Below are 22,976 nucleotides of genomic sequence, written 5' to 3'. Positions count from 1 at the left end.
AGGATAAAAGGGCGCACATTGCGCGCCGGTCGGTCGGTTGTTTTTGTAGGAGTTTCTGGCGCTTTCCGCACATTGTCCAGCTCCGCCGCAATGTGCGCCAAGCACTCAACTTCCCGGATTTCCTGCCTTTTCGGCACATTGCGAGGCGGTGCCATGGCCGATGATCGCGAGTTCCGCGTCCGGCCGGGCCGCATCCGCTCGACACGCGCCCAGGCGGCGCGTCCCTTCATCGCCCAGGCGCTGGCGGCCGCAAAGAAGGCAGGCGGCGGCGTCTCGCGATCCTTGCGTGTTACCTCCGGCAACCGCTCGCGCTTCGGCCATGGCCAGCGGGCCAGCATCCAGGCCAATCGTCTCATCACCGCGCGCTCACGCGGCGCGGTCATCAAGGCGCGCGTGGTTCGCCATTCGGCACGCGTCGCGCCGCTTGGCACCCATCTCGACTATCTGCGACGTGACGGCGTCACCCGGGACGGGGAGAAGGCGCGCCTGTTCGGGCCGGGAGAGGAAGAAGCGGACGGCCGAGCCTTTGCCGAGCGGTGCGAGGACGACCGGCATCATTTCCGCTTCATTGTCTCGCCCGACGACGCGCTGGAGATGTCGGACCTCCGATCCTTCACCAGCGACCTTGTTGGCCAGATGGAAAAGGATCTCGGCACCGAGCTCGACTGGGTGGCGGTCGACCACTGGAACACCGAACACCCGCATGTCCATCTGATCGTGCGCGGGGTGCGCGATGATGGTGAAGACCTCGTCATCTCCCGCGACTACATCAAGGAAGGGATGCGCGACCGGGCGCGCGATCTCATCACCCGAGAGCTTGGCCCGCGCACCGATCTCGATATTCGTCGCACCCTCGAAAGCCAGATCGAGACCGAGCGCTGGACCCAGCTCGACCGTCAGCTCGTGCGCGACGTCCGGCGCACCGGAGTCATCGACCTCGCCCCGCAGCTGGGCGAACAGCCCGATGAATTCCATGCGCTGAAGGTCGGGCGCCTGCGCAAGTTGGAGACGCTGGGCCTGGCCGAGCAGGTCGGCCCCGGTCAATGGATGATCGGCGACAAGGCCGAGGCGACGCTGCGCGAGCTCGGGGAGCGCGGCGGCATCATCAAGCGCATGCACCGTGCCCTGACCGAGCGCGGTATCGAGCGCGGATCGGCGGATTATGTGCTGGCGGCCGAAAGCCTCGACGCGCCGATCGTCGGGCGCCTGGTCGAGCGCGGCCTCGATGATGAGTTCAAGGGCACGGCCTATGCCGTGGTCGACGGCCTCGATGGACGCAGCCATCACGTCAAGCTCGCCGATCTCAATGCCGCCGGCGATAGCGCGCCAGGCTCGATCGTGGAGCTGCGCGCCTATGACGATTCCCGTGGCCAGCGCCGCGTCGCACTTGCGGTGCGCTCCGATCTCGATATCGAACGGCAGGTCACCGCATCCGGGGCGACCTGGCTCGACCGACAAAACATCGCGCGCGAGCCTACTGCGCTCTCAGAAAGCGGCTTCGGCGCGCAGGTGCGTGATGCTCTCGACAGGCGTGCCGACCATCTGATCGGGGAAGGGTTCGCCGAGCGGCAGGGCCGACGGATCGTCTTCAGCCGCAATCTCATAGACACACTCCGCCGGCGCGAGGTGGACGAAGTCGGCGAGAAACTAGCGGCGAAGACCGGGCAACCGTTTCAGCGCTCCAATAGCGGGGAGCATGTCGCCGGCGCCTATCGCCAGCGTCTGTCGCTTGCCTCCGGCCGCTTCGCGATGATCGACGACGGGCTCGGCTTCCAGCTCGTGCCCTGGACGCCATCGATGGAGAAGCATCTCGGTCGCCACATTTCTGGCGTCGCGCGTGGTGACGGCGGTGTTGATTGGAGCTTCGGGCGCAAGCGGGGACTGGGGAGGTGAGCGCTTCACCCTAGGGCTCGAAAGGTCAGCATGGAGAAATTTGTGACAGCCGCATCGTCGCACAACCGGTTGCTTTCGGTGAGTTGCCAAGGTTGGACGGCTCTCGCTCGAAGATCCTCTACGGAATGCACAGCCCATCGATGTAGAAATCGAGGTGCCGGTGAGCAACAGCGCGTTCCTCTTCCAAAGGCAAGCCAACCGCGAGGGGTCTTGAGAAGCGGATCATGGCGAACACGATATCGCGTTCGGTGAGATCGCTGCGAAGTCGTCCATCTTCCAAGGCGCGCCCGACGATCGAGTTCATGAGGGTGCCAGCCCGGGAAAGAAGGTCGGGCCAGTCGGGCTTGTCTAGGAAAGGGTGGACTATGTTGACCACACCGATACCGCTGTCGAGCGCCGCGTGCATGTACTGGCGAAGTGCCTCCGCGCCGTCACGTGCATTTTCGACGATGCTCTCTCCCGCACTGATACTCCTTTCCAACGCGCAGCGGGCGACAGCATGCAGAAGAGACTGCTGATCGGGAAAGTGACGGTAGAGCGTTCCGATACCAACGCCGGCGCGTTCCGCGATGGCGTCTCGTGAGGGTTCGCCGCCCACTTCGAGTATCAATTCGATCGTACTGTCGATCAGCCGTTGGCGGTTCTTTTGCGCATCAGCCCGCATCCTGATCACCCGCTTTCTCGTATGGTGTGAAGGGCATGGATAGTTGCTCACTCTCGGTGCCCACCAGTCCTCCACCGTCGTTATGACGCCGGCATTCGGCAAGACGCCGCCTTGACTTTTATTTCAAACGGAGGATATTCCTCCGCTTACTGTTGTCAAGGTTCTGGAAGACTGATCATCGGATTCACAGCGCTCCTCGTCATGGACATGGCCCGCTGATCGCCAACCGCTCGGGCCGTGGCAACAGCTCAGGCAGGCGAGAGACGTTTGCCCGGGGCGATTCGATACACAGGGAGAAAACAAATGCTCAAACCTATCATCCGGGCGCTTTCCATTCTCGCCGTACTGGCAGCACCCACGACAGTCTTTGCCCAATCCCAAGGAGGGAACACCATGTCCGAAGCAATCGAGAGCGGTTACGCGCCGGTCGACGGAACTGAACTTTACTACGAAATCCACGGTACCGGCGCGCCGCTCGTCATGCTGCACGGCGGAGTGAACCCTTCCGAGATGTTCGGCGCGCCGCTCGCCGAGATGGCGAAAAACTTCAAGGTGATCGCGATCCAGGCTCGCGGCCACGGTCTCAGCAAGGATACGGAAGCGCCCTGGTCGTTCGAACAGGCCGCGGATGATGTTGCCGCAGTGATGAAGGATCTCAAGATCGAGAAGTCCAGCGTCATGGGCTACTCGTTCGGCGGCGGGATAGCGTTGCAATTCGCCATCAGGCACCCCGAGATGCTCGACAAGCTTGTCACAATCTCCGTCGCCTATGCGACGAACGGCGAATATCCGGAGATCAAAGCGGCGTTTGAGCAAATGCCAGCCATGGCCGACGCGATCGGCGGCAACATCGCCAAATCGCCGTTGGCGCAGATGTATCCGGACCGGGACTGGGTGACGGTGATGCGCAAAACCGGCGAACTCAACCAACAAGACTATGACTGGTCCGCGGAGATCAAGACCATCAAGGCGCCGACCCTGTTGATCTTCGCCGACGCGGATTCGATCCGGCCCGAGCATATCGCGGAATTCTACAAGCTGCTCGGAGGCGGGCAGAAGGATGCCGGGATGGATGGATCGCTGCGTTCACCCAACCAGTTGGCGATCATACCGGGCGCAACGCACTACAACATCATGGGTTCGCCGGCCGTGACATCGTATGCGACCGCGTTTCTGACGCACTAACTTCAAAAGGCATATCAGGGACTAGGTCGACGGGAGGCGGCTCGCGTTGCTCCGACAAGCCGGCAACGTGCGCCGAAAGGGTCAACAGTCAATGGCAAATCACGCTGGCATATTTTCGCAATCATTCTTTCACGGAACTAAAGCAGACTTGAAACCCGGTGACTTGATTGCCGTCGGGTACAGATCGAACTTCACCGAAGTCAAACCGCTGTCATGGGTCTATTTCGCCAGCACACTGGACGCTGCCATATGGGGCGCAGAGCTTGCCCTCGGCGACGGGCAGGAACGGATTTACGTTGTTGAAGCGACCGGACCGTTTGAAGACGATCCAAATGTGACGGACAAGAAGTTTCCCGGCAATCCGACAAAGTCCTATCGCTCTCGAGAGCCCTTGCGCATCGTCGCAGAAGTTACGGATTGGCAAGGACATCCGCCCAAAAGACTGCAAGAGATGAAGGCGGGCCTTGCCCGAATGCAGGCCGAAGGCATTGCAGTCATCATCGACTGATTTGGCGCCGTTCTCCATGTCTATCCTTTCCTGTTTGGTAGATATCTCCGATGTCTGAATAGCCGACCCGCCGAGCGAAGTGCCTGAACCACGCCGTTGTTTATCCACTAGCCGCCGTTCCTGCGAGTAGAGAACGACTAGGCTTGTCTGTCTACCTTCGAGCCCTCAGCGTTTCGACATTTACGCGGAACGGAAGCTATGTCGGGAACAAAAATCCTCTGGGGGCAAATCCTCATCGTCTTCACGATCGTCCTCAGCACCACCTGGGCGGCTACGGAATGGACCGCGTGGCGTCTCGGCTTTCAGCCCCAACTCGGCGCGCCATGGTTCGAGATCTGGGACTGGCCCATCTACTATCCGCCGGCATTCTTTTGGTGGTGGTATTTCTATGACGCCTATGCGCCCCCGATCTTCATCGAGGGTGCTGTTATCGCGGCATCCGGAGGCTTCATCGCCATCGCGGTGGCAATCCTCATGTCTATTTGGCGCGCGCGCGAGGCGCAGAATGTCGACACCTATGGGTCGGCGCGTTGGGCGAAACACGATGAGATGAACGCCGCAGGTCTGCTTGGACCCGACGGTGTCGTCCTCGGCAAACGCAAGAACGACTATCTTCGCCATGACGGGCCAGAACATGTCCTTTGTTTCGCGCCGACCCGCTCGGGCAAGGGCGTCGGTCTGGTCATTCCATCGCTGCTGACCTGGCCGGGCTCGGCGATCGTCCACGACATCAAGGGGGAGAACTGGCAGCTCACGGCAGGCTTCCGCGCCCGGCATGGCCATGTCTTGCTGTTCGATCCGACCAACCCGAATTCCTCGGCCTACAATCCGCTCCTCGAGGTTCGCCGCGGCGAGTGGGAGGTGCGCGACGTCCAGAATATCGCCGACATCCTCGTCGATCCCGAAGGCTCGCTCGAAAAGCGCAATCACTGGGAGAAGACCAGCCACGCGCTCCTGGTCGGTGCCATCCTCCATGTCCTCTATGCCGAGGAGGACAAGACGCTCGCCGGCGTCGCCGCTTTCCTGTCCGATCCCAAGCGCCCGATCGAATCCACACTCGCCGCCATGATGAAGACGGCACACTTGGGTGAGGCCGGCGCGCATCCCGTCATCGCCAGCGCGGCCCGCGAGTTGCTCAACAAGTCTGACAACGAGCGCTCCGGCGTTCTCTCCACCGCGATGTCGTTCCTCGGACTATACCGCGATCCCGTCGTCGCCAAGGTGACGCGCTGCTGTGACTGGCGCATCACCGATATGGTTGGCGGCAAACGTCCGGCGACGCTGTATCTAGTCGTGCCGCCCTCCGACATCAATCGCACCAAACCGTTGATCCGCCTGATCCTCAATCAGATCGGCCGGCGGCTGACGGAAGACCTGCAGGCCAGGACCGCACGGCACAAGTTGCTGTTGATGCTGGACGAGTTTCCAGCACTCGGCCGGCTCGACTTCTTCGAAAGCGCGCTCGCCTTCATGGCAGGCTATGGGCTCAAGAGCTTTCTGATAGCCCAGTCGCTGAACCAGATTGAGAAGGCCTACGGGCCGAACAATTCGATCCTCGACAATTGCCACGTCCGGGTGAGCTTCGCGACCAACGACGAACGCACCGCCAAACGCGTGTCCGACGCCCTCGGCACGGCGACCGAAATGCGCGCGATGAAGAACTATGCCGGCCACAGGCTTTCGCCCTGGCTCGGCCATCTGATGGTGTCGCGGCAGGAAACGGCTCGGCCGCTTCTGACGCCTGGTGAGGTCATGCAGCTCCCGCCGGCGGACGAAATCATCATGGTCGCGGGCATATCGCCGATCCGCGCGAAGAAAGTTCGTTACTACGAGGACCGCCGTTTCCAGGATCGCATTCTGCCGCCGCCGTCCAAGGCGGAACCTGCCGAGGCCGAACAAGACGAATGGAGCACGCTGCCGTTGCCACCCAAGCCGAAACTTCAGGCCAACAGCTCTAGCGGCGCTGGCGACGATGAAGACACCACAGATTCCGAACGGCGGCGCCAACCGGAGCTCAGCCGCACCAAACCCGTAGAGAAGAAAGCTCCAATCGAAAACGAGTTCGAGATCGACCCCCTCGATGAAGATCAGGAAGAAGCCGCGCGCAACAGCCGGATGGCCCGGACGATGCAGCGGGTGGCGCGGCAGGTGTCGCTCGATCCCAAGGATGGAATGGACCTCTAGCCAATGCCCGGACGAAGGAAAAAGACACAAATCTCCGTCTATCTCGACCCGGACATCATGGCGATGCTGGCCGACTATGCGGCGCGCCGCGAGCAATCGCAGTCGATGATCGCAGAAGCGGCGATCGCCTCCTTCCTGTCACCCGACGAAGCCGAAAGGCGCGAGGCCGCCGTTGCGAAGCGGCTGGATCAAATCGATCGTCGTTTGGCCCGTTTGGAACGGGACCTCGGGATTTCCGTCGAGACGCTGGCCGTATTCGTTCGCTTTTGGCTCACCACGACGCCGGCCTTGCCCGAACCCGCTGCGCAAGCTGCGCGTGCCAAAGCCGGAGAGCGCTACGAAGCGTTCATCACCGCTTTGGGACGCCGTCTCGCCAAGGGGCCGAAGCTCCGGCAGGAGATCCCCGAAGATGTCAGCGCCTCAGACGATCGACAGCACTGATGACAAGAGAGCGAGGGCGGAGTGGCTCACGTGACTGGCGATCCGTCCGCGACGTGGGCTTGATTCTGCGGCAGGTCATCGGCGATGGCGAAAAGGCGCCATGGAGTTATTGCGCACATGTGCGCTCGGCCGGTTTTGCGGGTCGTTCCTTAGAGCGCTGAAGGCGACGCGGTCCGGAGCCGCCATCATGGAATACGTGTCCTCGGCATCCGTTGGTAGAATTGCGCACGCATCCTGAAAAGCAGCGGCCTCCATCGGTCGCGATGGGGAGTTCATGTAGGAACGTAGGTCAACCGGAGTACATCCTCACTAATCCGTTCATGCGATATCAGGCGGAGTGGTGGTCGGGAGCCGGCGAAGTAGGGTGCGCCGTGACCGAGTACGACCGGGTGAAGGTAAATCCGGTATTCGTCGATCAGACCGAGTTCGGTGAAGCTTCGCGCCAGGTTCGGACCGGCGATCTCGATCTCCCCGTCACGCTCGGCCTTCAGCCTGCGGATCGCGCCTTCCAGATCGTCCCCGACGAGCGTTGCGTTGGGCCCGACCGATGTTAGGGTACGCGAGACGACCCATTTCGTCTGCTTCCGCCAGGCCGCCGCGAAGGCCTCTCCCTCCGGCTCCCAGTCGGCATGGTCCTCGTCCCAGTACCGCATGATCTCGTACATGTTGCGGCCGTAGATGCTGCCCGCCTGTCCCTCGGCCTCGCCGATAAAATGACGGAAGAGCGTGGGGTCCGGCTGAAACCTCATATGGTCCACATAGCCGTCCAGCGATACGTTCATACCGAATACGAGCTTTGCCATTCCCATTCTCCCTCCGCGTTGATGAACGGTTACTTCAGCGGCCAGACTTCGACGACGCCGTGGGCAACGGCACAGGGAACTTGCGAGACCTTGTCGATGGCCTCTTCCAGGTTGGCGGCCCCGATCACCGCGAAACCGGCGATCGGCATGTCGGAGGCCATGAACGGGCCTTCGCGTATTTCCATGCCGGCAGCGTTCGGATTGCGCACCTGCACCGGCGCGCCGGCGATCCCCATCACGGCACCTTCCGAAACCAGCTTAGCGTCCTGCTCATGGGCGGCGTCCCTGACGTCTTGCGGCGTGCGGTCGTAGCCGGCCTGATCGCCATACCCGATGGTGATGAATTTCGGCATGATGCCACCTCCATTTTCCTATTTCGAAAGCACGATGTGGGTCGCGGCTTCTGTCGCGACATGCTCGGTGACAGAAAAGCCGAGGGCGGGCAGATCGATCCCGGCGAATAAGGCTTCGCCCCGGCCGAGCACCACGGGCGAAACGGCAAGATGCATTTCGTCGACCAGCCCTGCCTGAAGATATTGCCGCACCGTCGAAACCCCGCCACCGATCTTGACGTTCTTGTCGCCCGCCGCGGCCCTTGCCCGCTCGAGCGCGGCTTCGATCCCGTCCGTCACGAAATGAAAGACAGTCCCGCCCTCCATCTCTGTCGAAGGCCGTGGGTAGTGGGTGAGAATGAAAGTCGGTGCATGATAAGGCGGGTTGTCTCCCCACCAGCCCTTCCACTCGTCGTCGGGCCACTCTCCGCGAACCGGGCCGAACATGTTGCGGCCGAGAATGAAGGCGCCGAACCCAGACATGGAACGGGTGGAGAAATCGTTGTCGATACCTTCCGACCCGCCTTCCTTTCCGAACATCCGGTGGAAGTGCCGGCTACCGACATGCCACTCGAACATCTCGCCCCCACGCTTGCCGAGCGGATTTTCGACACTCTGCTCCGGTCCTGCGCCGAAGCCGTCTATCGACAACGAGAACCCGGAAACGATTACCCTGCTCATGGCCACACCCTTCTGTATGCAATTTGCAAGCAGTTGTGTTCTAACAAAACCGTATCTATTTTACAAGCAGTTTACGGAGATCCACATGGACAAGCCCTTCCGCTCCGGCTGCCCGATCAATCTGACCCTTGAGACGCTCGGCGACCGCTGGAGCCTGATCGTCATTCGCGACATCATGTTCGGCAACCGCCGACACTATCGCGACCTGCTCAACCACTCCGAGGAAGGTATCGCCTCCAACATTCTTGCCGACCGGCTGAGGAAGTTGGTGGACGCGGGTTTGCTGGCGACAAGCCCGGACCCTAAGCACAAGCAGAAAACGATCTACAGCCTGACCGAACCGACCATCCGACTGGTGCCGCTTCTGGCCGAGATGGGCGCCTGGGGGCGACGCTTCACGCCGGCGACGCGGGAGCTCTCCATCCGCGCCCAGTTGCTTGAGGAAGGCGGGCGGGACATGTGGGAAGCCTTCATGGCGGAATTGCGCAGCCTGCATCTCGGCACTGAACCGCCGGAGCGCTCGGTCATCAACGAACTGACCGAGGCCTATCTGGCTGCAGTCGGTTGAGCACAAAGGCTTTCGTCTGAGCGAACGTTGACCGGAACAGGCGGCATTGCCTTGCAGACATAGGCGCTTGGTTCGGCAAGCTAGGACGTCAATAACGACAGATCCTTCGGCAGCATCCGCTTGAACAGGTTGAGGACCCGCCGGCCGTCCTTCGGCGGCAAGGAAATAGCATGACGGACGGCGCCTGCGATGAGCACCATCACGACTTGAGAGAAGTCGGACAGCGAGACCGTGGCGGTGTCAGGGGCGATCCTTCCCAAGGCACTGCCGAGCATATCCGATAGAAAGGCACCGTCCTCCTCGTCAAGCTGTTGCAACACGCGATCGGCCTGGGTCGCCTGCCAGATGTCGCGAACGGCCGGTTCATCGATGAAGAACTGGTAGTAGCTGTCAGTTATCCCGCACAGCACGCTGTGGAGGTCAGATGGCGTCATCAACGCCGAGAGCTCTTTTTGCACGCACTCATGGCCGATCGCGTTGTAGCGCTCGGCCAGCGTTCCGATGATCGCCGTCTTGTCGGGGAAATATTGATAGAGCGAGCCGAACGCGATCCCTGTGCGTTCCACGATATCGCTCATCTTGAAGGCGTCACTGCCCTTTTCCGCCATAACCTCAAGTGCACACGCCAAGATACGCTCGAAGCGCTCGCGGCTGCGCTTCTGCGTCGGGACGAGCCTGACGATCCGTCTGGCCTCCGTCATCGACTGTGCCTGATCGTGTTTCGGACTCCGTCCCGACATCATGTTCTCCAGCAGAGCTTGACATCATGAATACGAGAGTTTATCGCTTTTTGCAAATACGAGATTTACTCGTGTTTTTCGAGCGAAAGGAAATCCCCATGTCCAAGCTTCCCGTTCTCATCATCGGCGGAACCGGAAAGACCGGTGGCCGTGTCGATGCGCGCCTTCGATCACGAGGGATCGAAACCCGCCCGGCCTCACGCTCCACGCAGATCCCGTTCGATTGGACGCGACCGGAGACGTGGAGTGCCGCGTTGGATGGAGTGTCCCGAGCCTATGTAACCTTTCAACCTGATCTGGCGGTCGAAGGATCGGCCGAGGCAATCGGTCATTTGAGCGATCTCGCGAGAACGAAGGGCCTTGAACAGATCGTGCTGCTATCCGGCCGCGGCGAGCCGGCAGCGCAGGCAGCGGAAGAGGCATTGTGCAAATCCGGCCTTGCCTGGACCGTTGTTCGCGCGAGTTGGTTTAACCAGAACTTCTCCGAGGGCTACCTGATCGACGGAGTGTTGGCCGGCGAAATCGCGCTACCGGTCGGAGAGGTTCCGGAGCCGTTCGTCGACGCAGACGATATCGCCGATGTGGTGGTCGAAGCGCTGACGAACGAGCGCCATGTGAACACACTCTACGAGTTGACGGGACCACGTGCGTTGACCTTCGCTGAAGCCGTAGCAGAGATCGAGCGCGCCGTCGGTCGACCAATTCGCTATACAGAGATCTCTCTGCGGGCGTTTGCCGACGGTATGCGCGCGGCCGAGATCCCCGAGGATTATGTCGCGCTGTTGGAAGACCTCTTCACGGTCGTGCTCGACGGCCGCAATAGCCCGGTCATGAATGGCGTTGAGCAGGCGCTCGGTCGTCCGGCGCGCGATTTTTCAGACTTCGCCCGTGTTGCGGCCGCAACAGGCATCTGGGGGAGTTGAACCATGCGCCAGTTCCTCATGCCCGCTTTGCTGTGGTTTTCGATTCTCGGTAGCGGATTGCTTGCCGGCGTCTACTTCGCGTTTTCCGCCTTCGTCATGACAGCCCTCGGCCGACTCGACCAGGCAACGGGGATCGCGGCGATGAACGCGGTCGATGCAGCAATCGTGCGGTCCCTGTTCATGCCCGTGTTCTTAGGGACGACACTGGCGGCGGCTTCACTTGCCGTTCTCGGCTTCCTTTGGTGGGGAGAACCGGGAGCAACCGCGTTGCTCGCGGGCGGTGTCATCTATGTCCTAGGCATGTTCGTGGTTACGGTCGCCTTCAACGTGCCGTTGAACGATGCGCTGGCGGCTGTAGAGCCCTCCAGCGTCGAGGCCGCGGAACTCTGGACGCGCTACCTGCGCGACTGGACCATCTGGAATCATGTACGAACGTTGGCGTCGATGATAGCGCTCGCCGCCTTCGTATTTGCCCTTTGCGCAGAATGAGCATTTCGGTTGGTTTCTGCCTCACGGCTCCCCTGAGGCGGGACCTGCTGATGCGTCACCAAGATCGGGCTCAAGCTGTTTGGATGCCGCCGACTCCCTGTCTTTGCACGCTAGGCTGCGACGCCGCTAATTCCTTGTTGTATCGGCCCTAGATCAGGCTCTTTTAATCACCCCCGCATGGGGATCGCCTGTTTGTCCCCGTTGGATTCGGGGATCGGATGGCAGACTCACATCACAATTCGGAAGGGATCGCACGCGGCGCGCGAATGCTGCGCACCGCGCTCGGTCCGGCCATCGCGGCCTTTCTGGAGGACCCCGGCGTCGTCGAGGTAATGCTGAACCCCGATGGGCGGCTCTGGATCGACCGTCTCTCCGAGGGCCTCTCCGATACGGGCGAGCACCTGTCGTCGGAAGACGGCGAACGCATCATCCGTCTGGTCGCCCACCATGTCGGTGCGGAGGTTCATACAGGAAGCCCTCGCGTCTCGGCGGAGCTGCCCGGAACGGGGGAGCGGTTCGAGGGGCTTCTGCCGCCGGTCGTGGCGGCGCCGGCCTTCGCGATCCGCAAACCGGCCGTCGCGGTGTTTTCGCTCGACGACTATGTCGCCGCCGGCATCATGACGGCCGAGCAGGCATCGGCATTGCGGACTGGCGTCGCCGCGCGCGCCAACATCCTCGTTGCAGGCGGCACGTCGACCGGCAAGACCACGCTCACCAATGCGCTCCTGGCCGAAGTGGCGAAGACCGCCGACCGCGTCGTCATCATCGAGGATACGCGCGAGTTGCAATGCGCCGCGCCGAACCTCGTCGCCATGCGGACCAAAGACGGCGTCGCTTCGCTCTCCGATCTCGTCCGTTCGTCGCTCCGTTTGCGGCCCGACCGCATCCCCATCGGCGAGGTTCGTGGCAGTGAGGCGCTCGATCTCCTCAAGGCCTGGGGAACCGGCCATCCGGGCGGCGTCGGCACCATCCACGCAGGCACGGCGCTCGGTGCGCTGCGCCGTCTTGAACAGCTCATCCAGGAAGCCGTCGTCACCGTCCCGCGCGCGCTGATCGCGGAAACCATCGATCTCGTGGCCGTGCTGTCGGGACGCGGCTCCGTACGCCGTCTCTCGGAACTCGCCCGCGTCGAGGGACTCGACCCCGCAGGCGACTATCGCGTCGTCAGAGCGATGGAGGCTCCGGACACAACTCTTCCCACCGCAACCTCGAAGGAAAACTCCCATGAACCAGCCCCTGCATAAAACCCGCCAGAGACTGGTGACCGCCGCGTCGGTCACAGTCATCGCCATGATGACGGCACCCGCCGCGCACGCCTCCGGCTCCTCCATGCCCTGGGAGGCGCCGCTTCAGTCCATCCTCGAATCCATCGAGGGACCGGTCGCCAAGATCATCGCCGTCATCATCATTATCATCACCGGCCTGACGCTCGCCTTCGGTGACACCTCCGGGGGCTTCCGGCGCCTGATCCAGATCGTCTTCGGTCTGTCGATCGCCTTCGCGGCCAGCTCCTTCTTCCTGTCCTTCTTTTCCTTCGGTGGCGGGGCCTTGGTCTGATGGCAGGCGAGGACGGACAGAGCGGGGAGCTCCTCGGCTTTTCGGTTCCCGTTCACCGGGCACTGACCGAACCGATCCTGCTGGGCGGAGCACCCCGCGCGATCGCCATCATGAACGGCACGCTCGCCGGGGCAGTCGGTCTCGGCCTGCGGCTCTGGCTGGTCGGCATCGCGATATGGGCGATCGGACATATCGCGGCGGTCTGGGTGGCCAAGCGCGACCCGCTCTTCGTCGAGGTTGGCCGCCGCCATCTGCGCATTCCCGCGCATCTGACCGTCTGAAGGGGAGCGCAGGGCAATGATGAACCTCGCCGAATACCGCAACCGCAACACCCGGCTCGCCGATTACCTGCCGTGGGTGGCCCTCGTCGGCCAGGGCATCGTCCTCAACAAGGATGGCAGTTTCCAGCGCACGGCGCGCTTCAGGGGGCCGGATCTCGATTCCGCGGTCCCGGCGGAACTGATTGCCGTCGCGGGCCGCCTGAACAACGCCTTCCGCCGTCTCGGCTCGGGCTGGGCGATCTTCGTCGAGGCGCAGCGCCACCCCTCAAACCTCTATCCCGACAGCCGCTTTCCTGATGCCGCCTCCGCGCTGGTCGACGCCGAGCGCAAGGCAAGCTTCGAAGAAGCGGGGACGCATTTCGAGTCGAGCTATTTCCTGACCTTCACCTATCTGCCACCGGCCGAGGACGCCGCGCGCGCCGAGAGCTGGCTCTATGAGGGCCGCGAGACCAAGGGCGTCGATCCGCACGAAGTGCTGACGGGCTTCGCCGACCGCACCGACCGCGTGCTCCGCCTGGTCGATGCCTTCATGCCCGAATGCCGCTGGCTCGATGATGCCGAGACGCTGACCTACCTCCATGGTTGCGTCTCCACCAAGCGTCACCGTGTCCGCGTCCCCGAGACGCCCATGTATCTGGACGCGCTGCTCGCCGATCAGCCGCTCGCCGGAGGGCTCGAACCTCGGCTCGGCGACGAGCATCTGCGCGTCCTGACGATCACCGGATTTCCGACGGCGACCACGCCCGGCCTGCTCGACGAACTTAACCGGCTCGCCTTTCCCTACCGCTGGTCGACCCGCGCCATCCTGATGGACAAGACCGACGCGACCAAGCTTCTGACCCGCATCCGGCGCCAGTGGTTCGCCAAGCGCAAGTCGATCGCGGCGATCCTCAAGGAGGTGATGACCAACGAGGCCTCGGTTCTGGTCGACACCGACGCGTCGAACAAGGCCGCTGATGCCGATCTCGCCCTGCAGGAGCTCGGCGCGGACTATGCCGGTGTCGCCTACGTCACCGCCACGGTGACAGTGTGGGACGCCGACCCGCGCGTCGCCGACGAGAAGCTGCGTCTGGTCGAGAAGGTCATCCAGGGCCGCGACTTCACCGCGATGCCCGAGACGATCAACGCCGTCGATGCGTGGCTCGGATCGCTCCCCGGACATGTCTACGCCAATGTCCGCCAGCCGCCGATCTCCACGCTCAATCTCGCCCACATGATCCCCCTCAGTGCCGTGTGGGCGGGGCCGGAACGGGACGAGCATCTTGCAGCGCCCCCATTGCTGTTCGGCAAGACCGAGGGCTCTACCCCGTTCCGGTTTTCCCTTCATGTCGGCGATGTCGGACACACGCTCGTCGTCGGCCCAACCGGCGCGGGCAAATCCGTGCTGCTCGCGCTGATGGCGCTGCAGTTCCGCCGCTATGCCGGCGCCCAGGTCTTTGCCTTCGACTTCGGAGGCTCGATCCGCGCCGCCGCGCTCGCGATGGGCGGCGACTGGCATGATCTGGGCGGCGGCCTGACCGAAGGCGATGAGCAGAGCGTCGCGCTGCAGCCGCTCTCACGTCTCGAAGAGACGGCGGAGCGCGCCTGGGCTGCCGACTGGGTCGTGGCGATCCTGATGCGCGAAGGCGTCGAGATTACCCCGGAGGTGAAGGAACATCTCTGGACGGCGCTGACTTCGCTCGCCTCGGCCCCTGCCGTGGAACGCACGATCACCGGCTTGGCCGTGCTACTCCAGTCCAATAACCTGAAGCAGGCGCTCAGGCCCTATTGCGTCGGCGGCGCCTATGGACGCCTGCTCGATGCCGAGTCCGAGCATCTCGGCGAGGCGACCGTCCAGGCCTTCGAGACCGAAGGGCTAATCGGCACCGGCGCGGCGCCCGCGGTCCTCGCCTATCTCTTCCATCGCATCGAGGACCGGCTCGACGGATCGCCGACCCTTATCATCATCGACGAGGGCTGGCTGGCGCTTGATGACGAAGGCTTTGCAGGCCAGCTCCGCGAATGGCTGAAGACGCTCAGAAAGAAGAACGCCTCCGTCGTCTTCGCCACGCAGAGCCTCAGCGACATCGATGGCTCGGCCATCGCGCCGGCCATCATCGAGAGCTGCCAGACACGGTTGCTGCTCCCGAACGAGCGCGCGATCGAGCCGCAGATCACCACGATCTATCGGCGCTTCGGCCTCAACGATCGCCAGATCGAGATCCTCGCGCGGTCCACGCCCAAGCGCGAGTACTACTGCCAGTCGCGGCGCGGCAACCGGCTCTTTGAGCTGGAGCTGAATGAAGTGGCGCTGGCGCTCTGCGCCACCTCCGCCAAGACCGATCAGACCGCCATCGCCCGCATCTTCGCCGAACATGGCCGCATGGACTTTCTCGCCGCCTGGCTGCGCGAGCGCGGTGCCGACTGGGCGGCCGATCTCATTCCCGATCTCAGCAATCTCACCCCCCAGCCCCAGAAGGAGACTGACCATGAAGACACGTAAATCCCGTTCGCGCGCGGCCCGCTTTGCCGCCGCGCTGATCGCCGCACCGGTCGCCGTGCTGCCGATGGTGCTGGCGCCCCCAGCCTCGGCGGCTTGGATCGTCTATGATCCGACAAACTATGCGCAGAACGTGCTGCAGGCAGCCCGCGCCCTCGAGCAGATCAACAACCAGATCACGTCGCTTCAGAACCAGGCGCAGATGCTGATCAATCAGGCGCGCAACCTGACGAGCCTGCCTTACTCGTCGCTCCAGCAGCTTCAACAGGCCGTCGGCCGCACGCAGTCTCTGCTTCAGCAGGCACAGAACATCGCCTTCGACGTCCAGCAGATCGACCAGGCCTTCCAGCAGAAATACGCCAATATCGACATGAGCGCCTCCGAGCAGCAGCTCGTGGCCGATGCCCGCTCTCGCTGGGAAAACACTGTCGGCGGCCTGCAGGATGCCATGCGGGTCCAGGCCGGCGTCGTCGGCAATATCGAGACGAACCGCGCCCAGATGGAAGCGCTGGTGGATCAAAGCCAAGGCGCGACCGGCGCGCTACAGGCGACCCAAGCCGGCAATCAACTCCTTGCACTCCAGGCCCAGCAACTATCCGACCTCACGGCCGTCATTGCCGCCAATGGCCGCACCCAGGCGCTGACCGACGCCGAACGCACCGCCGCTGCCGAACAGGGACGTGTGCAGCGCCAGCGCTTCCTGACGCCCGGCAGCGGCTACCAGCCGGGCAACGCGCAGATGTTCAACACAGGCGGCAACTGACGCGGCCGATGGCCGGAAAGGAGGGAGCGATGGAGGGCAAGACGCTGGCGCGGATAGGAGCGATCGTCTTCGTCGCCTTCGCCATCACGGCGACGGTGATCGAGTTGACGCGCGAGGACGAACCCGCGCGAGCGGCTCCCGCGCCAGCGTTTGCGCCCTCCGTCGATCCGCTGCGCGCGGAACAGCGCCGCTGCCAGCAGCTTGGCGAAGCGGCCGTCCGCGACACCGAGTGTCTCGCGGTCTGGGCCGAGACCCGCGATCGTTTCCTCGGCCGCGCACCGTCCGATGCCGCATCCCGAGACGAGGAATAACGAGTAATGGGCGGCACCGGCGTCATCGACAACTTCCTGGGGGTCTTCACCAGCTACATCGATAGCGGTTTCGGCCTGCTTGGCGGCGAGGTCGCCTTCATCGCGACAACGCTGATCGTCATCGACGTGACGCTCGCCGCACTGTTCTGGTCCTGGGGCGCCGACGACGACATCATCGCACGGCTGGTCAAGAAGACCCTCTTCGTCGGTGTCTTCGCCTATATCATCGGCAACTGGAACAATCTCGCCCGCATCGTCTTCGAGAGCTTCGCCGGACTTGGCCTGATGGCCTCGGGCACCGGCTTCACAGCCGCCGACTTGATGCGTCCGGGCCGTGTCGCCCAGACCGGTCTTGATGCGGCGCGACCCTTGCTCGAATCCATTTCCGACCTGATGGGCTGGGTCGCCTTTTTCGAGAACTTCATCCAGATCGCCTGCCTGCTCTTCGCCTGGGCGTTGGTCCTGCTCGCCTTCTTCATCCTCGCCATCCAGCTCTTCATTACCCTGATCGAGTTCAAGCTGACGACACTCGCCGGGTTCGTCCTCATTCCCTTCGGCCTCTTCGGCAAGACCGCCTTCATGGCCGAACGGGTGCTCGGCAACGTCATCTCTTCCGGCATCAAGGTGCTGGTCCTCGCCGTCATCATCGGCATCGGCTCGACCCTGTTTTCGCAATTCACCGCCGGCTTTGGCGGCGTCACCCCCACGATCGACGAGGCCATGGCCGTGGTGCTCGCGGCGCTGTCGCTGCTCGGCCTAGGCATCTTCGGACCGGGCATCGCCAACGGCATCGTCTCAGGCGGGCCGCAGCTTGGCGCGGGTGCAGCCGTCGGCACGGGCCTTGCCGTGGGCGGTGCTGCCCTGGCGGGTGCGGGCGCCGCGGGTCTCGCCGCCGGAGGTGGTGGTATGGCGCTCTCCGGTACGGCCGCCACCGCGCGCGGCGGTGCCGCTGCCGCAGGTGTAGCGGCAACGGCCTACAGCCTCGGATCGGCCGGTCAGTCCGGCGCGGCCGGGGTCGCATCAGGCCTCGGTGCGGTGGCGAGCACCGGCGCGAGGGCCGCTACGTCACCCTTGCGCCACGCCGCGTCCAGCGCTTCCGGCAGCATGAAACAGAGTTTCCAGTCGGGCGCCCGGTCGGCGTTCGAGACCACAGGAGGAAGCCTGGGCGGCGCTGCCAGCACAGCCGGATCCACTGTAGCTCCATCCGCACCAACGGACGGTGCGCCTGACTGGGCGAAGCGCATGAAGCGCTCGCAGCGTCTCTCCCACGGCGTCCAGGCCGCCGCGCATGCGGTGCGTTCGGGCGACAGCCACGGCGGCGCCAGTTCTGTCAATCTTTCTGAGGGGAATCGCTCATGAGCTTCTTCAAACGATCCACCACCCACTACGGCAAAACCCCTGAACCAGAGACGCCATATCAACGCGCGGCCCAGGTCTGGGACGAACGCATCGGCTCGGCCCGCGTGCAGGCCCGCAACTGGCGTCTGATGGCGTTCGGCTGCCTGATCCTGTCCGGCGGCTTCGCAAGCGCCCTGGTCTGGCAATCCACGACCGGCAATGTCGTGCCCTGGGTCGTCGAGGTCGACAATCTCGGCGAGGCGCATACGGTCGGACCGGCGGACGCCAGCTTCGAGCCGAGCGATCCGCAGATCGCCTTCCATTTGGCGCGCTTCATCGAGCAGGTGCGCGCGATCCCGGCCGACGCGATCATCGTGCGCCAGAACTGGCTGCGCGCTTACGAGTTCACCACTGATCGCGGCGCGTTGGCGCTCAACGACTATGCCCGCGCCAACGATCCGTTCACACGGGTCGGGCGTCAGCAGATCGCGGTGGAGGTTTCCAGCGTCATTCGCGCTTCGCCGAACTCCTTCCGCGTCGCCTGGACGGAGCGGCACTACGAGAACGGCCAGCTCTCCACGACGGGGCGATGGACGGCGATCCTGACCATCGTCATCCAGCCACCGCGTGACGCCGAGAGGCTGCGCGCCAACCCGCTCGGGATCTACGTCAACGCCATCAACTGGTCGCGGGAGATGGGCCAATGAGCGTAGTTATCCGCAGACCCGCGTTCCCGGTTTTCCGTAAATCCGCAACCGTGCTTGCACTGATTTCCGCATCGGCGCTCGCTGGATGCGCCACCTATCGTCCGCCGGAGATCAGTTACGACGACAGCGTGCCGCCGCTGCCGAGGGTCGAGCAACCGGTGACCGACGAACGGCCGCGGCCGCTACACACGCCACCGGCGTGGACGGTCGCGCGAGGTGGACAGGCATCTTCCACACCGACGGGACAGGTCGAGAATGCCAATGTGGCCGCCCGGGTCGAGCCTCGCCGGGAAGGCTATTATAACGCCATCCAGATCTACCCCTGGAGCGAGGGTGCGCTCTATCAGGTCTATGCCGCGCCGGGCCAGATCACCAACATCGCGCTCGAACCGGGCGAAGCGCTGACTGGCGCCGGGCCGATCGCCGCCGGCGATACCGCCCGCTGGATCATCGGCGATACCGAGAGCGGCTCGGGAACATCGCGCCGCGTCCACATCCTCGTCAAGCCGACGCGGCCCGACATCGTGACCAATCTCGTCATCACCACCAACCGGCGCACTTACATGATAGAGCTACGATCCCGCGACGATCCCTACATGCCCGCAGTCGCCTGGGCCTATCCGCAACCGGCCGGCACGCAGCGCGCAACGCCGACAACACCGAGGATCCCGGCCGCGTCGGCCCGCCACTACCGCTATGGATTGCAGGGTGGCAACCCGCCCTGGCGGCCGGTCTCGGTCTTCGACGATGGGAGACGTGTCTACATCGTCTTCCCAGCCGGGATCGTCCAGGGCGAGATGCCGCCGCTCTTCGTCCTCGGCTCGGATGGCAAGCCGGAAATCGTCAACAGCCGCATCTACCGAAACATCCTGATCGTCGACCGCATCTTCGCGGCGGCCGAACTGCGGCTTGGCAGCGGCGACCGCCAGCAGACCGTCAGGATCGTGCGTACCGACGGGAGGCCAGGATCATGAGCGATGTCGACAAGACCAGGGAAGAAGGTGCGCCGCTCGATGCGCCGGCCACGGACACGGCTGAACCGATGCGCCTCCGCGGAACCCCGCCGCGGGTCACCCGGCTCTCGCGCCGGGTTCTCGCCGGCCTCGGTCTCGTCGCAGCCCTCGGCATCGGTGGCGCGCTGATCTACGCGCTTCAGACACCACAAGACGGAACCGGCGGTGACGAACTTTTTTCGACCGAGAACCGCAACACCGCCGATGGATTGAACGAGCTGCCCAGCGACTACACCGGCCCGGTGCTCGGTCCGCCACTTCCCGGCGATCTCGGCCGTCCGATCCTCGATGCACAGGAGCGCGGACAGCCGGTCCCGCCACCAGCGATCAACGCACCAGCCGTCGACCCGGAGGAACAACGACGGCTTGCCGAAGAGGAAGCGGCGCGCACCAGCCGGGTCTTCTTCCAGACCGCACCAGGCGCCACGCGGGAAACATCGGCACCAAACCTTGCTGGGCTTAGTCTCGGGTACCAACCGGGCGTGGCTCAAAGCAGTGACCAAGCCTTTCTGAACGCTCCCGTGGACCGGCGCACCGTGGCGCTCGATCGCGTCATGCCGCCGGCATCGCCCTTCGTGCTGCAGGCCGGGTCCGTCATACCGGCCGCGCTGATTACTGGCATCCGTTCGGATCTTCCCGGTCAGATCACGGCACAGGTCACCCAGCACATCTATGACAGCCCGACCGGCAGCATGGTGCTGATCCCGCAAGGCACGCGCATCATCGGCGAATACAGCAATGACGTGGGTTTCGGCGATCGGCGCGTGCTGCTCGTCTGGAATCGGCTGATCTTTCCCAACGGGCGCTCGATTGTCCTCGAACGCCAGCCCGGCGCCGATGCCCAAGGCTATGCCGGACTGGAAGACGGCGTCGACTATCATTGGTGGGATCTGGCCAAGGCGGCCGGGCTCTCCACGCTGCTCTCGGTCGGGGCCGAACTCACCATGGATGATGACGACCGCCTGATCCAGGCGATCCGCAACGGCGCGCAGGACACGATCAACGACGCAGGCCAGCAGATTGTCCAGCGCCAATTGCAAGTCAGGCCGACCCTGACCATCCGGCCGGGATTCCCGGTGCGTGTGATCGTCACCCGCGATCTCGTCCTCGAACCCTATGGAGGCTGAGCCATGACCGCCAAGCTGAAGCTCTCATCCGTTCCAGATGACAAACCCGTCAAGCTGACTGTGGAGCTTCCACCTGACGTACATCGCGATCTTCTCGACTATGCCGCCGTGATGGCGCGTGAGACCGGCCATGCCGCGCCCGAACCGGCAAAGCTGATAGCACCCATGCTGCAACGGTTCATGGCGACGGATCGTGTCTTCACCAAGGCCCGGAAGACGCTGCATCAGCCTTCGCGACCTCGCGCGCCAAGCTCAGAAACCGCCTGAGCGCCGGGTTGTCGTTTTCAGGACGCCAAGTCAACGAAAAGGGAATTGTCTCAGCTTTGCCGTCTTCTTCAAGCGGGATGAACGCGACGTCTGGGTAGCGAATACCCCGCCAATGCTCGCACATAAGCGTGATTCCTAGCCCCAAGCCAACGAGATTCATGATCCCTTCGCGGTCGACCCTGTGTTCTTGAACACATGCCTGACGGCCCAAGTCGCTGACCCGGCGAATAATATAGTCATGAATTTCCGGTCCAGGTTCGACAGCCCCCACGACAAAGGGCATGTCCTGCACATCACGCCATCGGACAGAACATTTCTCAGCTAATGGGTGGTCTTCTGCAACTGCGATGTAGAGCTGCTCCTTAGTCAGAAGAATCATATCGCCATACTCCGTGGGCGGCGCGCCTGCCGACATAACGACATCAACGATCCTATGGCTCATGAGTGCCATCAGTTCGCCGCGGTCAGCTTCGGTGAAGGTCAGCTCCACGCCGGAATGTTCCGCTAGAAATTCGATCACGACTTCACGAAGCGCCCCGCGCGACAAAGATGCGATCAGACCCAAATGCAATTTTCCATCGATCGCTGTGCCAGCCGACCTCGCGGCTCTCACCACGTTCAAAAACTCACTCCCAAGTCGGCGGGAATGAGTCGCAAAATGCCATCCAGCCGCTGTCAAACGAGCGCCTGCCTGGCTTCTTTCGAACATCGAAACGCCGAGCACATCTTCTATTTTCTGGATCCTGCGCGTAACGGCTGACTGACTGATACCGATAAGCTGACCGGCCCCGCGAAAACTTCCGGATTCGGCAACCGCGAGTATCATCTCGATATCGTATATTTCGAGATGTTTGCATTGACGCAGTGCGCCTAGACGCAGCCTTTCGATTTTGTTTGGAACCATCATTCGAAATCCACAAGCCGATCTGCCGGTGCCTCAAGATTTGACGCGGCGTTCTCGGGTATTGAACGCGCGTTGATCCTCGAAAGCGCGCTTGAAGGCCGGCCGCGCTTCGCCTCTAGCCACATAGGCGGCAAGGTTTGGGTATTCGTCCAGCAATCCTGCCGGCTTCAACCTTTGCAGCGCATGCACCATCATCAGGTCGCCTGCGCTGAACGCACCCTCCAGCCAGTGGGCATCGCCAAAACGAGTGGGAAGCCGGTTCAGCCGGTCACGGACGCGATCCATAACCAGAGGAAGGCGCTTTTCGGCCCATGGCTTGTCCCTTTCCAGAAGTTTGGCGTTCGCGAGTTCGAGGATCGGCGGCTCCACCGTGTTGAGTGCGGCGAACATCCAGGCGATGGCGCGTGCCCTCGCATGGGCCTCCGTCGGCAAAAGGCCGGCATGCGTTTCCGCGATGTGGAGCACGATTGCGCCGGATTCGAACAGGGCGAGATCGCCCTCCTCATAGGTCGGGATCTGCCCGAAGGGATTGCGCGCCCGGTGTTCCGGCTCTTTCAGCGCCGCGAAGGAAACGGGACGAACCTCGTAGGGCTGGCCAACTTCTTCGAGCGCCCAACGCACGCGGGTGTCGCGCGCCAGTCCGCTGCCGCCGTCGGGCGACCGGTCGAAAGCGGTGATGGTGGGGGTGTACGCATTGGTCATGTCGGTGTCCTTCCCGTTCATTCCTTGACGACGCGGTAGCGGATATGGGCGGCATCCGGGTGTCGATGACGCACAGGATTTTCAGTTCGATACGCGCCGGCAGCGTTTCGGACAGC

At 63.1% G+C, this 22,976-nt stretch carries 26 protein-coding genes; 19 read left to right on the top strand and 7 right to left on the bottom strand.

Annotated elements, in window-relative coordinates; all coding sequences use genetic code 11:
* The first annotated feature begins 153 nt into the window (after positions 1 to 153).
* The gene (locus NUU27_RS07280) at positions 154 to 1,893 is read left to right on the top strand and encodes a VirD2 family relaxase/mobilization nuclease (RefSeq protein ID WP_257761422.1); all 1,740 of its coding nucleotides are present in this window, start codon (positions 154 to 156) and stop codon (positions 1,891 to 1,893) included.
* 118 nt (positions 1,894 to 2,011) lie between these two features.
* On the opposite strand, the gene NUU27_RS07275 is transcribed toward NUU27_RS07280, so the two are convergent.
* A complete protein-coding gene (locus tag NUU27_RS07275) occupies positions 2,012 to 2,557 on the bottom strand; it encodes a TetR/AcrR family transcriptional regulator (RefSeq protein ID WP_257761421.1) in 546 nt (181 codons plus the stop codon).
* Positions 2,558 to 2,950: 393 nt separating this feature from the next.
* On the opposite strand from NUU27_RS07275, the gene NUU27_RS07270 reads away from it, so the two are divergent.
* The 4 genes from NUU27_RS07270 (at position 2,951) to NUU27_RS07255 (ending at position 6,875) form a co-directional block, all read left to right on the top strand.
* Positions 2,951 to 3,742: an alpha/beta fold hydrolase gene (locus tag NUU27_RS07270; protein WP_257761420.1), complete on the top strand. Its 792-nt coding sequence runs from the start codon at positions 2,951 to 2,953 to the stop codon at positions 3,740 to 3,742.
* Positions 3,743 to 3,833: 91 nt separating this feature from the next.
* Positions 3,834 to 4,250, top strand: a complete 417-nt coding sequence (gene arr, locus NUU27_RS07265; protein WP_257761419.1) for an NAD(+)--rifampin ADP-ribosyltransferase — start codon at positions 3,834 to 3,836, stop codon at positions 4,248 to 4,250.
* A gap of 198 nt (positions 4,251 to 4,448) precedes the next feature.
* A complete protein-coding gene (locus NUU27_RS07260; protein ID WP_257761418.1) occupies positions 4,449 to 6,434 on the top strand; it encodes a conjugal transfer protein TraG in 1,986 nt (661 codons plus the stop codon).
* Between the two features lie 3 nt (positions 6,435 to 6,437).
* On the top strand, positions 6,438 to 6,875 hold the full coding sequence (locus NUU27_RS07255; protein WP_257761417.1) for a CopG family transcriptional regulator: 438 nt from the start codon (positions 6,438 to 6,440) through the stop codon (positions 6,873 to 6,875).
* 272 nt (positions 6,876 to 7,147) lie between these two features.
* Here the strand turns inward: NUU27_RS07255 and NUU27_RS07250 are convergent, their stop codons facing one another.
* Genes NUU27_RS07250 through NUU27_RS07240 form a run of 3 tightly spaced genes read right to left on the bottom strand, consistent with a single transcriptional unit; the run spans position 7,148 to position 8,691 of the window.
* Positions 7,148 to 7,678 (bottom strand): dihydrofolate reductase family protein, encoded by a 531-nt coding sequence (locus NUU27_RS07250; RefSeq protein ID WP_257761416.1) that lies wholly within the window; start codon positions 7,676 to 7,678, stop codon positions 7,148 to 7,150.
* 29 nt (positions 7,679 to 7,707) lie between these two features.
* Positions 7,708 to 8,031: a transcription initiation protein gene (locus tag NUU27_RS07245; protein WP_257761415.1), complete on the bottom strand. Its 324-nt coding sequence runs from the start codon at positions 8,029 to 8,031 to the stop codon at positions 7,708 to 7,710.
* 18 nt (positions 8,032 to 8,049) lie between these two features.
* Positions 8,050 to 8,691, bottom strand: coding sequence for a dihydrofolate reductase family protein (locus tag NUU27_RS07240; protein WP_257761414.1), 642 nt, complete (start codon positions 8,689 to 8,691; stop codon positions 8,050 to 8,052).
* 85 nt (positions 8,692 to 8,776) lie between these two features.
* Here NUU27_RS07240 and NUU27_RS07235 point away from each other — a divergent pair, with 85 nt between their 5' ends.
* Positions 8,777 to 9,259, top strand: coding sequence for a helix-turn-helix domain-containing protein (locus tag NUU27_RS07235; protein ID WP_257761413.1), 483 nt, complete (start codon positions 8,777 to 8,779; stop codon positions 9,257 to 9,259).
* An 80-nt stretch (positions 9,260 to 9,339) separates the two neighbouring features.
* Here the strand turns inward: NUU27_RS07235 and NUU27_RS07230 are convergent, their stop codons facing one another.
* Positions 9,340 to 9,960, bottom strand: a complete 621-nt coding sequence (locus tag NUU27_RS07230) for a TetR/AcrR family transcriptional regulator (protein WP_257761412.1) — start codon at positions 9,958 to 9,960, stop codon at positions 9,340 to 9,342.
* 137 nt (positions 9,961 to 10,097) lie between these two features.
* Between NUU27_RS07230 and NUU27_RS07225 the strand changes: the two genes are divergently transcribed.
* The 13 genes from NUU27_RS07225 to NUU27_RS07165 all read left to right on the top strand — a co-directional run bounded on the left by NUU27_RS07225 (position 10,098) and on the right by NUU27_RS07165 (position 21,254).
* Positions 10,098 to 10,922 (top strand): NmrA family NAD(P)-binding protein, encoded by an 825-nt coding sequence (locus NUU27_RS07225; RefSeq protein WP_257761411.1) that lies wholly within the window; start codon positions 10,098 to 10,100, stop codon positions 10,920 to 10,922.
* A 3-nt stretch (positions 10,923 to 10,925) separates the two neighbouring features.
* Positions 10,926 to 11,411, top strand: coding sequence for a DUF1772 domain-containing protein (locus tag NUU27_RS07220; protein ID WP_257761410.1), 486 nt, complete (start codon positions 10,926 to 10,928; stop codon positions 11,409 to 11,411).
* 218 nt (positions 11,412 to 11,629) lie between these two features.
* Complete coding sequence (gene trbB, locus NUU27_RS07215; RefSeq protein ID WP_257761409.1) at positions 11,630 to 12,655, top strand: P-type conjugative transfer ATPase TrbB; 1,026 nt, start codon at positions 11,630 to 11,632, stop codon at positions 12,653 to 12,655.
* Positions 12,636 to 12,968 (top strand): TrbC/VirB2 family protein, encoded by a 333-nt coding sequence (locus NUU27_RS07210; RefSeq protein WP_257761408.1) that lies wholly within the window; start codon positions 12,636 to 12,638, stop codon positions 12,966 to 12,968. The genes trbB and NUU27_RS07210 overlap by 20 nt, the downstream gene beginning before the upstream one ends.
* Entirely contained in the window at positions 12,968 to 13,249 is a 282-nt protein-coding gene (locus NUU27_RS07205; protein WP_257761407.1) for a VirB3 family type IV secretion system protein, read from the top strand. The genes NUU27_RS07210 and NUU27_RS07205 overlap by 1 nt, the downstream gene beginning before the upstream one ends.
* 16 nt (positions 13,250 to 13,265) lie before the next feature.
* A complete protein-coding gene (gene trbE / locus NUU27_RS07200; protein ID WP_257761406.1) occupies positions 13,266 to 15,731 on the top strand; it encodes a conjugal transfer protein TrbE in 2,466 nt (821 codons plus the stop codon).
* Positions 15,718 to 16,491, top strand: a complete 774-nt coding sequence (trbJ, locus tag NUU27_RS07195; protein ID WP_257761405.1) for a P-type conjugative transfer protein TrbJ — start codon at positions 15,718 to 15,720, stop codon at positions 16,489 to 16,491. Before trbE ends, trbJ begins: the two co-directional genes overlap by 14 nt.
* 29 nt (positions 16,492 to 16,520) lie before the next feature.
* On the top strand, positions 16,521 to 16,802 hold the full coding sequence (gene trbK-alt, locus NUU27_RS07190; protein WP_257761404.1) for a putative entry exclusion protein TrbK-alt: 282 nt from the start codon (positions 16,521 to 16,523) through the stop codon (positions 16,800 to 16,802).
* Positions 16,803 to 16,808: 6 nt separating this feature from the next.
* Positions 16,809 to 18,161 carry a P-type conjugative transfer protein TrbL gene (trbL, locus tag NUU27_RS07185; RefSeq protein WP_257761403.1) on the top strand — a complete coding sequence of 451 codons (1,353 nt, stop codon included), beginning with the start codon at positions 16,809 to 16,811 and terminating at the stop codon, positions 18,159 to 18,161.
* Positions 18,158 to 18,847 (top strand): conjugal transfer protein TrbF, encoded by a 690-nt coding sequence (trbF, locus tag NUU27_RS07180; RefSeq protein WP_257761402.1) that lies wholly within the window; start codon positions 18,158 to 18,160, stop codon positions 18,845 to 18,847. Before trbL ends, trbF begins: the two co-directional genes overlap by 4 nt.
* Entirely contained in the window at positions 18,844 to 19,821 is a 978-nt protein-coding gene (gene trbG / locus NUU27_RS07175) for a P-type conjugative transfer protein TrbG (protein WP_257761401.1), read from the top strand. Before trbF ends, trbG begins: the two co-directional genes overlap by 4 nt.
* Complete coding sequence (locus tag NUU27_RS07170) at positions 19,818 to 20,987, top strand: TrbI/VirB10 family protein (RefSeq protein WP_257761400.1); 1,170 nt, start codon at positions 19,818 to 19,820, stop codon at positions 20,985 to 20,987. The genes trbG and NUU27_RS07170 overlap by 4 nt, the downstream gene beginning before the upstream one ends.
* A gap of 3 nt (positions 20,988 to 20,990) precedes the next feature.
* A complete protein-coding gene (locus NUU27_RS07165; protein WP_257761399.1) occupies positions 20,991 to 21,254 on the top strand; it encodes a DUF2274 domain-containing protein in 264 nt (87 codons plus the stop codon).
* Here NUU27_RS07165 and NUU27_RS07160 read toward each other — a convergent pair.
* Together NUU27_RS07160 and NUU27_RS07155 are read right to left on the bottom strand one after the other, a co-directional pair.
* Positions 21,187 to 22,161 carry a LysR family transcriptional regulator gene (locus NUU27_RS07160; protein ID WP_257761398.1) on the bottom strand — a complete coding sequence of 325 codons (975 nt, stop codon included), beginning with the start codon at positions 22,159 to 22,161 and terminating at the stop codon, positions 21,187 to 21,189. The genes NUU27_RS07165 and NUU27_RS07160 overlap by 68 nt on opposite strands.
* Before the next feature lie 30 nt (positions 22,162 to 22,191).
* Positions 22,192 to 22,860, bottom strand: coding sequence for a glutathione S-transferase family protein (locus tag NUU27_RS07155; protein ID WP_257761397.1), 669 nt, complete (start codon positions 22,858 to 22,860; stop codon positions 22,192 to 22,194).
* Positions 22,861 to 22,976: the final 116 nt, after the last annotated feature.

The organism is Nitratireductor sp. ZSWI3 (assembly GCF_024655565.1).
GTDB lineage: Bacteria > Pseudomonadota > Alphaproteobacteria > Rhizobiales > Rhizobiaceae > Nitratireductor.
Note: the sequence above shows the minus strand (reverse complement) of the source record. Positions and strands in the feature narration are given on the sequence as shown.

Coding starts and splice junctions, on each gene's coding strand:
- trbG (WP_257761401.1), top strand. CDS start 18,844: ATGAGCGTAGTTATCCGCAGACCCGCGTTCCCGGTTTTCCGTAAATCC.
- NUU27_RS07255 (WP_257761417.1), top strand. CDS start 6,438: ATGCCCGGACGAAGGAAAAAGACACAAATCTCCGTCTATCTCGACCCG.
- NUU27_RS07210 (WP_257761408.1), top strand. CDS start 12,636: ATGAACCAGCCCCTGCATAAAACCCGCCAGAGACTGGTGACCGCCGCG.
- NUU27_RS07160 (WP_257761398.1), bottom strand. CDS start 22,161: ATGATGGTTCCAAACAAAATCGAAAGGCTGCGTCTAGGCGCACTGCGT.
- trbJ (WP_257761405.1), top strand. CDS start 15,718: ATGAAGACACGTAAATCCCGTTCGCGCGCGGCCCGCTTTGCCGCCGCG.
- NUU27_RS07220 (WP_257761410.1), top strand. CDS start 10,926: ATGCGCCAGTTCCTCATGCCCGCTTTGCTGTGGTTTTCGATTCTCGGT.
- NUU27_RS07165 (WP_257761399.1), top strand. CDS start 20,991: ATGACCGCCAAGCTGAAGCTCTCATCCGTTCCAGATGACAAACCCGTC.
- arr (WP_257761419.1), top strand. CDS start 3,834: ATGGCAAATCACGCTGGCATATTTTCGCAATCATTCTTTCACGGAACT.
- NUU27_RS07205 (WP_257761407.1), top strand. CDS start 12,968: ATGGCAGGCGAGGACGGACAGAGCGGGGAGCTCCTCGGCTTTTCGGTT.
- NUU27_RS07280 (WP_257761422.1), top strand. CDS start 154: ATGGCCGATGATCGCGAGTTCCGCGTCCGGCCGGGCCGCATCCGCTCG.
- trbE (WP_257761406.1), top strand. CDS start 13,266: ATGATGAACCTCGCCGAATACCGCAACCGCAACACCCGGCTCGCCGAT.
- NUU27_RS07155 (WP_257761397.1), bottom strand. CDS start 22,860: ATGACCAATGCGTACACCCCCACCATCACCGCTTTCGACCGGTCGCCC.
- NUU27_RS07275 (WP_257761421.1), bottom strand. CDS start 2,557: ATGCGGGCTGATGCGCAAAAGAACCGCCAACGGCTGATCGACAGTACG.
- trbL (WP_257761403.1), top strand. CDS start 16,809: ATGGGCGGCACCGGCGTCATCGACAACTTCCTGGGGGTCTTCACCAGC.
- NUU27_RS07240 (WP_257761414.1), bottom strand. CDS start 8,691: ATGAGCAGGGTAATCGTTTCCGGGTTCTCGTTGTCGATAGACGGCTTC.
- trbK-alt (WP_257761404.1), top strand. CDS start 16,521: ATGGAGGGCAAGACGCTGGCGCGGATAGGAGCGATCGTCTTCGTCGCC.
- NUU27_RS07235 (WP_257761413.1), top strand. CDS start 8,777: ATGGACAAGCCCTTCCGCTCCGGCTGCCCGATCAATCTGACCCTTGAG.
- NUU27_RS07225 (WP_257761411.1), top strand. CDS start 10,098: ATGTCCAAGCTTCCCGTTCTCATCATCGGCGGAACCGGAAAGACCGGT.
- trbF (WP_257761402.1), top strand. CDS start 18,158: ATGAGCTTCTTCAAACGATCCACCACCCACTACGGCAAAACCCCTGAA.
- NUU27_RS07170 (WP_257761400.1), top strand. CDS start 19,818: ATGAGCGATGTCGACAAGACCAGGGAAGAAGGTGCGCCGCTCGATGCG.
- trbB (WP_257761409.1), top strand. CDS start 11,630: ATGGCAGACTCACATCACAATTCGGAAGGGATCGCACGCGGCGCGCGA.
- NUU27_RS07250 (WP_257761416.1), bottom strand. CDS start 7,678: ATGGCAAAGCTCGTATTCGGTATGAACGTATCGCTGGACGGCTATGTG.
- NUU27_RS07245 (WP_257761415.1), bottom strand. CDS start 8,031: ATGCCGAAATTCATCACCATCGGGTATGGCGATCAGGCCGGCTACGAC.
- NUU27_RS07230 (WP_257761412.1), bottom strand. CDS start 9,960: ATGACGGAGGCCAGACGGATCGTCAGGCTCGTCCCGACGCAGAAGCGC.
- NUU27_RS07270 (WP_257761420.1), top strand. CDS start 2,951: ATGTCCGAAGCAATCGAGAGCGGTTACGCGCCGGTCGACGGAACTGAA.
- NUU27_RS07260 (WP_257761418.1), top strand. CDS start 4,449: ATGTCGGGAACAAAAATCCTCTGGGGGCAAATCCTCATCGTCTTCACG.